Below are 6,628 nucleotides of genomic sequence, written 5' to 3'. Positions count from 1 at the left end.
AACGGGTAAGGTGCCGTCCACCCGTCACCGACAGCACCTCGCCGTTGATGTGACTGTTGGCGGCCGACCCGAGGTAGGCGACGGCGGAGGCGACGTCCTCGGGCGTGCAGATGCGGCCGGTCGGCGTCTTCGCTGCCTCAGCATCCACGGCCTTCTGGCCGAGCCACGGTGCACTCAGCGCCCGATCGGTCAGGGTGAAGCCGGGCCGTACGACGTTCGTGAGGATGCCGTACCGCGCCTCTCGCGCCGCGAGCACCCGGGCCGCGGTCTCGAGCGATCCCTTCGCCGCGGGGTAGGAGACCGCCGCAGGCAGCGGCTGCTCGACGAGGTCCGAGGACACCAGCACCAGCCGGCCCCACCCGGCGTTCCTCATGCCGGGCAGCACGGCGCCGACCGCTGCCATCGTCCCGGTGACGTTTGCGGTGAGGCTGTCGGTGAGGCTCTCCCACGTCTCGGTCGGCCCCGTCGGCCATGCGACCGCGTTCGCGACCAGGACCGTGATCTCCCCGAGCGTGGTCCGCACCTCACCCACCGCGGCCTCGACCGAGCCGTGGTCCCGCTGGTCCAGCCGCACCGCCACCCCCTTCCCGCCCGTACGGACGATCGCGTCGACGAGGCGCCGGGCACCCTCTTCGTTGTGATGCCAGCCCACGCCGACGTAGGCACCCTCATGCGCGAACAACCTGGCGACCGCGGCGCCGATCGCACCTGACGCCCCCGTGACCAACACGATCCGACCCTCGAACCCAAGATCCATAATCATCCTCCCAAACGATTAGCCGAACACCTATTAGCCAGCTATATATTAGCCGACTATGTAAATATACGATAGCCAGCGTGGACGCAGGCGAAGCCATGCGCCTCAACCGGGCGCTGACCAAGATGGGCAAGCTCTACCGCGCCGCGAGGGCACGCCGATTCGCCGCGCTCGGGCTCCACCCCGGCCAGGACGTGCTGCTGTGGCACCTGGCCCAAGATCGCGGCGGGATGACGATTTCGGAGCTGGCGGCCCGGCTCGGCGTCGAGCCGCCGACCGCGACCCGCAGCCTTGCGCGACTCGAGAAGACCGGGTACTTCCGGCGCGAGCCGGTCGCCACCGACCGCCGCCAGGTGCGCATCGTGGTGACGGATGCGGGCCAGGCGCTGGTACCCGCCATTGAGCAGGCCTGGTCAGAACTCGCCGAGGAGGCCATGGGAGAAGTGAGCGCGCCCGACCGCGAGATCACGATCGACGCGCTCGAGCAGGCCATCGCCAGCCTGCGCGGCGTGATGGGAGACGACGCCCTGGTCGAGGAGTGAGACCGCGCCGATGGCGTGATGGCCGAACATCCGCGGTCCCCCGGTCCATCACGCCTGAAGATCAAGCCAATCGCGGGACCGACGCGGATCTCGACAAGAGCTCAAGGCTCAGCTGGCGCGGCTCCACGACCACCCCCGCCTGTCCGGTCTCACCACTTCAGAGTTCGATCATTATAGCGGTGTCGACGCAGCTCACAGCATATATTTTCTTGGTCGCGTGACGCCTCTGCCGTCATGGTCATGACGCATTGGACGGCTGCCACGAGGCGACTCTCATCGACCGGGTTCGCTCGCCTCCGCGAGAATCCTGGTGATCTCCTCGACAGAATCGCACGCCCCCGCCGCGACGCTGATCACCAGGTCGTAGGCGCCCTCGTTGGTCAGCGTCAGACGGCGGCCGTTAAGACCATAGAAGACGATGAGCGCGGCGAGAGCGAGGCGTTTGTTCCCGTCGACGAGCGCATGGTTACGGGCGAGAGAGTGCAGCAGCGCAGCGGCCTTGCCGTCGAGGGTGGGATACGCGTCGTGACCGAAGACGGTCGCCCGCGGTCGGGCCAGCGCGGATTCGAGCAGGCCATGATCTCGGACCTGGGGCTCGGCTCCGAGCGTCCGTTCGGCGACGTGAAGCAGTTCGGGCAGCGTCAGATAGATCATTCGCCGAGCCGGCGGAGCGCCTCGGCGTACCGCGGAAGCTCCTCGTCCAACACCCGGTCCAGCAGCTCCGCACGGTTGTGCGCCTCGATGTACTCCCGGATCGCCTGCCGGGCGACCTCCTGCATCGACCGCTGCTCCAGCTCGGAGCGGCGCCGCAACGCCTCCGTCTCGGCGTCCGTCAAGCGCAAGGTCATAGCCACGCCCGGAATGGTATCATCAGCGATACCGCCACCGTCGCAATCGTCAAGCGCCGTCCGACAGCCAGCAACATCACCCCCGCAGCAGGTACAGACAGACGCGCGTCAGTAATGTCACTGGTAGCCGGTCACCCGCCGTTCACGCAGTAGCATGGTGGGCGATACTGGGCGGTGTGACGAGCGACGGACAGACCGGGCCGGCAGCCGGCGGTGATGCGCCGCCCCGGCAGCCGTTCGCGCACCTGAGCGCCCCCAACGCGGACGTCTACCGGGAGGTGCTGACGACGTTCGCGCGGGCGCGGGACCGGTTCATCGTCCACATGCGCCCCGAGGACGTGCTCGCGGACCTGGGGCGGCCAGGGCAGACCGAGTCGATCATCGCCGCGCTGGACAAGCTCGTTGAGTGGGGCAACCTGCGGGCCGACCCGGACACCGGCCGGGTGACCACGGTGGCGGACTTCCACCGGGCGCGCTACCTGTACCAGCTGACCCCGGCCGGGCAGACGGCCGAGGAGGCGATCGCCGTCTACGAGGTGGCGATCGGCCGCCGGGGCACCCTGCAGTCGGTGGCGCTGGAGGACATCGCCGCCCAGCTGCGCGCCCTGGTGGAGATGACGGCCGGCGACGCCGCCGATCTCGACCCGGCGAAGGTACACCTGCTGCTGCTGGGGCTGGCGGAGCGGTTCACCGGACTGGCCGACAACGCTCAGGCGTTCATGACGTCCCTCCGCCGAGTGATCGACTTCTCGGACGGTGACGTGGACGCGTTCCTCGCCTACAAGCAACGGCTCATCGACTACATCAACCGGTTCATCGCCGAGCTGGCGAACCGGGGCGCGGAGATCGCCACCCTGCTGGGTCAGGTCGAGGGGGCCGGCGTCGAACGCCTGCTGCTGCTCGCGGCCCGTCGGGAGGCGACCGACGCCGTGCCCGACGTGCCCGAGATATCCGACTCCGAGGTATCCGGGGTATCCGACCCCGGGCGAACCGACGCCGAGCGGATTCGGACCGCCTACGACGCCGCGGTCGCCGCGGCCCTGGACGGCTGGCGCAACCGCTGGCGCGGCCTGCACGACTGGTTCGTGTCGGCGGATTCACGCCGTCCCTCCCAGGCACGGTTGTTGCGGGGCGCGGCGATCACCGCGATCACCCAGCTCATCGACACCGTCGCCGCACTCAACGAGCGCCGTACCGGCCGTCCGGACCGGTCGGCGGACTTCCGCACGCTCGCCCGCTGGTTTGCCGAGGCCCCTGACGACGCGGCGGCCCACCGGCTGTGGCGGGCCGCCTTCGGCCTGGCCTCGGCCCGGCATCTCACCGTCAGCCAGGAGACCGTCGCCGCCTGGCAGGAGGACGAGCCGACACCGAACACGCCGTGGCAGGAGGCGCCGCCGATGCGGATCAGCCCGCAGCTGCGCCGGACCGGTTCCTACGAGCGGCGCGGAACGCCGAACCGGGTCACGGACCGCGCGCAGCAGCGGCGGCTGCTCGCCGAGCAGGCCGCGCGGGAGGCGGAGCAGGCCGCGTCCGCTCGGGCCCGGCTCGCCACCGACGGGCCGGTACTGCTGTCCCAGCTCGGCGTCCTGGACCGGCAGGCGTTCCGGCTGTTCCTCGGCCTGCTCGGGGACGCGCTCGCCGCCAGGCTGCCGGGCGATACCGAGGTGGAGACCACGTCCAGCGACGGCACGGTCCTGATCCGGCTCACCCTCGTCCCCGGCGGGGGGTGGCGCGGATCGAGACCGAGGATGGCGTCCTGGACGGCCCGGAACACACCGTCGAGATCGTCGACCTGGCCGGTGCGGCATCGCGTCCGGCGGCCTGAATGGCCTGAATGGCCTGAACGACAGGAATGACCGAAACCGGCAAAACGATCTGAATGGCCGGATGGACGACCTCGATCCGGTCGTACTCGCCGGTGGGCCGGACCGGCTCGAGCTGCTGGAGACCGGACGGGTGTCCGGATGACGGCGGACTCGGTCGCCGAGGAGAACCGGGCCGCGCGGCGCAGGGCCTTGCGCGCGCTGCTGGCCGGGCCGCTACGCACCGCCGGCGCGGACGACGAGGTCCTGCGGCTGGTCCGCCGGCACGCCTCCGAGCTGCGCGAGTGGCTCGCCGCCGAAACCGGCTGGCGGCTGGTCGTCGACGCCGAGTCGGCGCGGCTGTTCAAGACGGCGGCGACCATCCAGGACGACACGCACCCGGCGCGGGAGGGGAAGGGTCGAGCGCCGTTCGGGCGGCGCCGCTACGTCCTGCTGTGCCTCGCGCTGTCGGTGCTGGAGGCGGCGGACACCCAGATCACCCTTGGCCGGTTGGCCGAAGGGGTGCTGGTCGCGGCGAGCGACCCGGAACTGGCCCGCACCGGGGTCACCTTCACCCTCAGCCGCCGGAACGAACGTTCCGACCTCGTGGCGGTGGTCCGGCTGCTGCTCGCGCTCGGCGTGCTGGATCGGGTCGCCGGCGAGGAGGACGCCTATCTGCGCGACAGCGGCGACGCGTTGTACGACGTACGCCGCAGGGTGCTCGCGTCGCTGCTGACCGGTACCCGCGGCCCGTCGACCATCGACGCCGACGACATCGGGGCGCGGCTCGCCGAGCTGACCCACGAGCCCGTCCCCGACACCGACGACCTGCGCAACCGGTCGCTTCGCCACCGGTTGACCCGCCGGCTGCTCGATGATCCCGTCGTCTATTACGACGAGCTCGCCGAGGACGAGCGCGCCTACCTGATCAGCCAGCGCCGGGCGATCACCAGACGGATCGAGGACGCCACCGGTCTGATCGCCGAGATGCGCGCGGAAGGGATCGCGATGGTCGACCCCGACGACGAGCTCACCGACGTACGGATGCCGGAACAGCGCACCGACGGCCACGTGACCCTGCTGGTCGCCGAGTATCTCGCCGCCCAGCCAGATTCCGCGGGGCCGGTGCCGGTCGGCCGGCTGCGTGGCTACGTTCGGAAGATGGCGGCCGAGCATTCCACCTACTGGCGGCGGGGCGTCACCGAACCGGGTGCCGACGCCGAGCTGCTCGCCATGGCGCTGGACAAGCTGCGCGCTGCGGCTGGTCACGGACGTGCCGGGCCAGGCCGGCGAACCACCGGCGGTGCTCGCCCGGCCCGCGATCACGCGCTACGCCGTCGAGGCGCCGACGATCCACGACAGCCGGGCGGGCGGCGCCGGTCCGGTCAGAAGCGGTCCGGTCAGAAGGAAGAAGACGAGCCGCCGATGAGCACCTCGCCCCGTGTGCCCGCGGCACCGACCCGCGCGTCCACGACATCGGCACCGGCATCGGCCACGACACCGTCCCCGGCCTCGACCGCGATTCCCGTTCCGGCCCGAGAGGACCGCTGGCAGCCGCTGCGCGCCGGCCTCGTCGACCTCTTCTACTACGACGTGGAAGAATTCCACTTCCACGACGGGCGGCTGCTGCTGCGCGGCAACAACGGTACCGGCAAGTCGAAGGTCCTGGCGCTGACGCTCCCGTTCCTGCTGGACGGCGAGCTGGCCGCGCACCGGGTCGAACCGGACGGTGACCGCAACAAGCGGATGGAATGGAACCTGCTGCTGGGCGGCCGGCACCCGCATCCCGAGCGGCTCGGCTACACCTGGCTGGAGTTCGGCCGGCTGGGCGGTGACGGCGTCCCCGAGTACCGCACGATCGGGGCCGGTCTGAAGGCGGTCAGCGGGCGCGGCATCGTCCGGCACTGGTTCTTCGTGACCCGCCAACGGATCGGTCCGCAGCTGTCCCGGGTCGGCCCGACCCGGGTGCCGCTGACCAGGGACAAACTAAAAGACGCCGTCGACGGCCACGGCGCGGTGTATGACACCGCGTCGGACTACCGCCGTGCCGTGGACGAATCGCTGTTCGGTCTCAGCGGGCACCGGTACGAGGCCCTGGTCAACCTCCTGATCCAGCTACGCCAGCCGCAGCTGTCCAAGAAGCCCGACGAGAAGCTGCTCTCCCGGGCACTCACCGAGGCGTTGCCGCCGCTGGACCCCGCGCTCGTGGTCACCGTGGCCGAGGCGTTCCGGGGCCTGGACGAGGAACGGGAGACGCTGCGCGCCCTCGCCGAGGCGGAAACGGCGGCGCAGGCGTTCCTGACCCACTACCGCCGGTACGCCCGGGTGGCCGCGAAACGGTACGCCGCCCCGCCGCGACAGGCGCACAGCCGCTACGAGCAGCACGGGCGGGATCTCGCCGAGGCCGACGCCGCGCATCAGGCGGCGGTCGAGGCCCTGACGGCCGCGCAGCAGGCGCTCACCGAGGTGGAGGAGGCGAAGGCCACACTGACCGCCCGGCGGGACGCGCTGCGGGACAGCCCGGAGATGCGCGACGCGGCGGCGCTGCGGGGCGCCGAGGAGGATGCCGGGCAGCTCGCCCGGTTCGCCGCCCAGCGGGACCGGGACAGCCGGGCCGCGGCCGAGGCCGCCGGCGACCGGAAGCGCCGGCTCACGGGGGCGGAACGCACGGTCCAGGCC

General features: G+C 71.2%; 6 protein-coding genes. 3 read left to right on the top strand and 3 right to left on the bottom strand.

Going from position 1 to position 6,628, the window contains the following annotated elements:
• On the bottom strand, window positions 1-757 hold a 757-nt coding region (locus AC08OQ_RS16565; protein WP_476605616.1), incomplete at its 3' end, for an SDR family NAD(P)-dependent oxidoreductase.
• 80 nt (window positions 758-837) lie between these two features.
• Here AC08OQ_RS16565 and AC08OQ_RS16560 point away from each other — a divergent pair.
• Complete coding sequence (locus AC08OQ_RS16560) at window positions 838-1,299, top strand: MarR family winged helix-turn-helix transcriptional regulator (protein WP_462185802.1); 462 nt, start codon at window positions 838-840, stop codon at window positions 1,297-1,299.
• A 273-nt stretch (window positions 1,300-1,572) separates the two neighbouring features.
• Here AC08OQ_RS16560 and AC08OQ_RS16555 read toward each other — a convergent pair whose 3' ends face one another.
• Window positions 1,573-1,953: a type II toxin-antitoxin system death-on-curing family toxin gene (locus AC08OQ_RS16555; protein ID WP_462185803.1), complete on the bottom strand. Its 381-nt coding sequence runs from the start codon at window positions 1,951-1,953 to the stop codon at window positions 1,573-1,575.
• The gene (locus AC08OQ_RS16550; RefSeq protein ID WP_476612178.1) at window positions 1,950-2,135 is read right to left on the bottom strand and encodes a ribbon-helix-helix protein, CopG family; all 186 of its coding nucleotides are present in this window, start codon (window positions 2,133-2,135) and stop codon (window positions 1,950-1,952) included. The genes AC08OQ_RS16555 and AC08OQ_RS16550 overlap by 4 nt, the downstream gene beginning before the upstream one ends.
• 188 nt (window positions 2,136-2,323) lie before the next feature.
• Between AC08OQ_RS16550 and AC08OQ_RS16545 the strand changes: the two genes are divergently transcribed.
• Together AC08OQ_RS16545 and AC08OQ_RS16540 are read left to right on the top strand one after the other, a co-directional pair.
• Entirely contained in the window at window positions 2,324-4,003 is a 1,680-nt protein-coding gene (locus tag AC08OQ_RS16545; RefSeq protein WP_476600262.1) for a TIGR02677 family protein, read from the top strand.
• 108 nt (window positions 4,004-4,111) lie between these two features.
• Window positions 4,112-6,628 (top strand): TIGR02678 family protein (locus AC08OQ_RS16540; RefSeq protein ID WP_476612177.1); only part of this gene is annotated, 2,517 nt, incomplete at its 3' end.

The organism is Frankia sp. CcCS3, from assembly GCF_977927575.1.
Note: the sequence above shows the minus strand (reverse complement) of the source record. Positions and strands in the feature narration are given on the sequence as shown.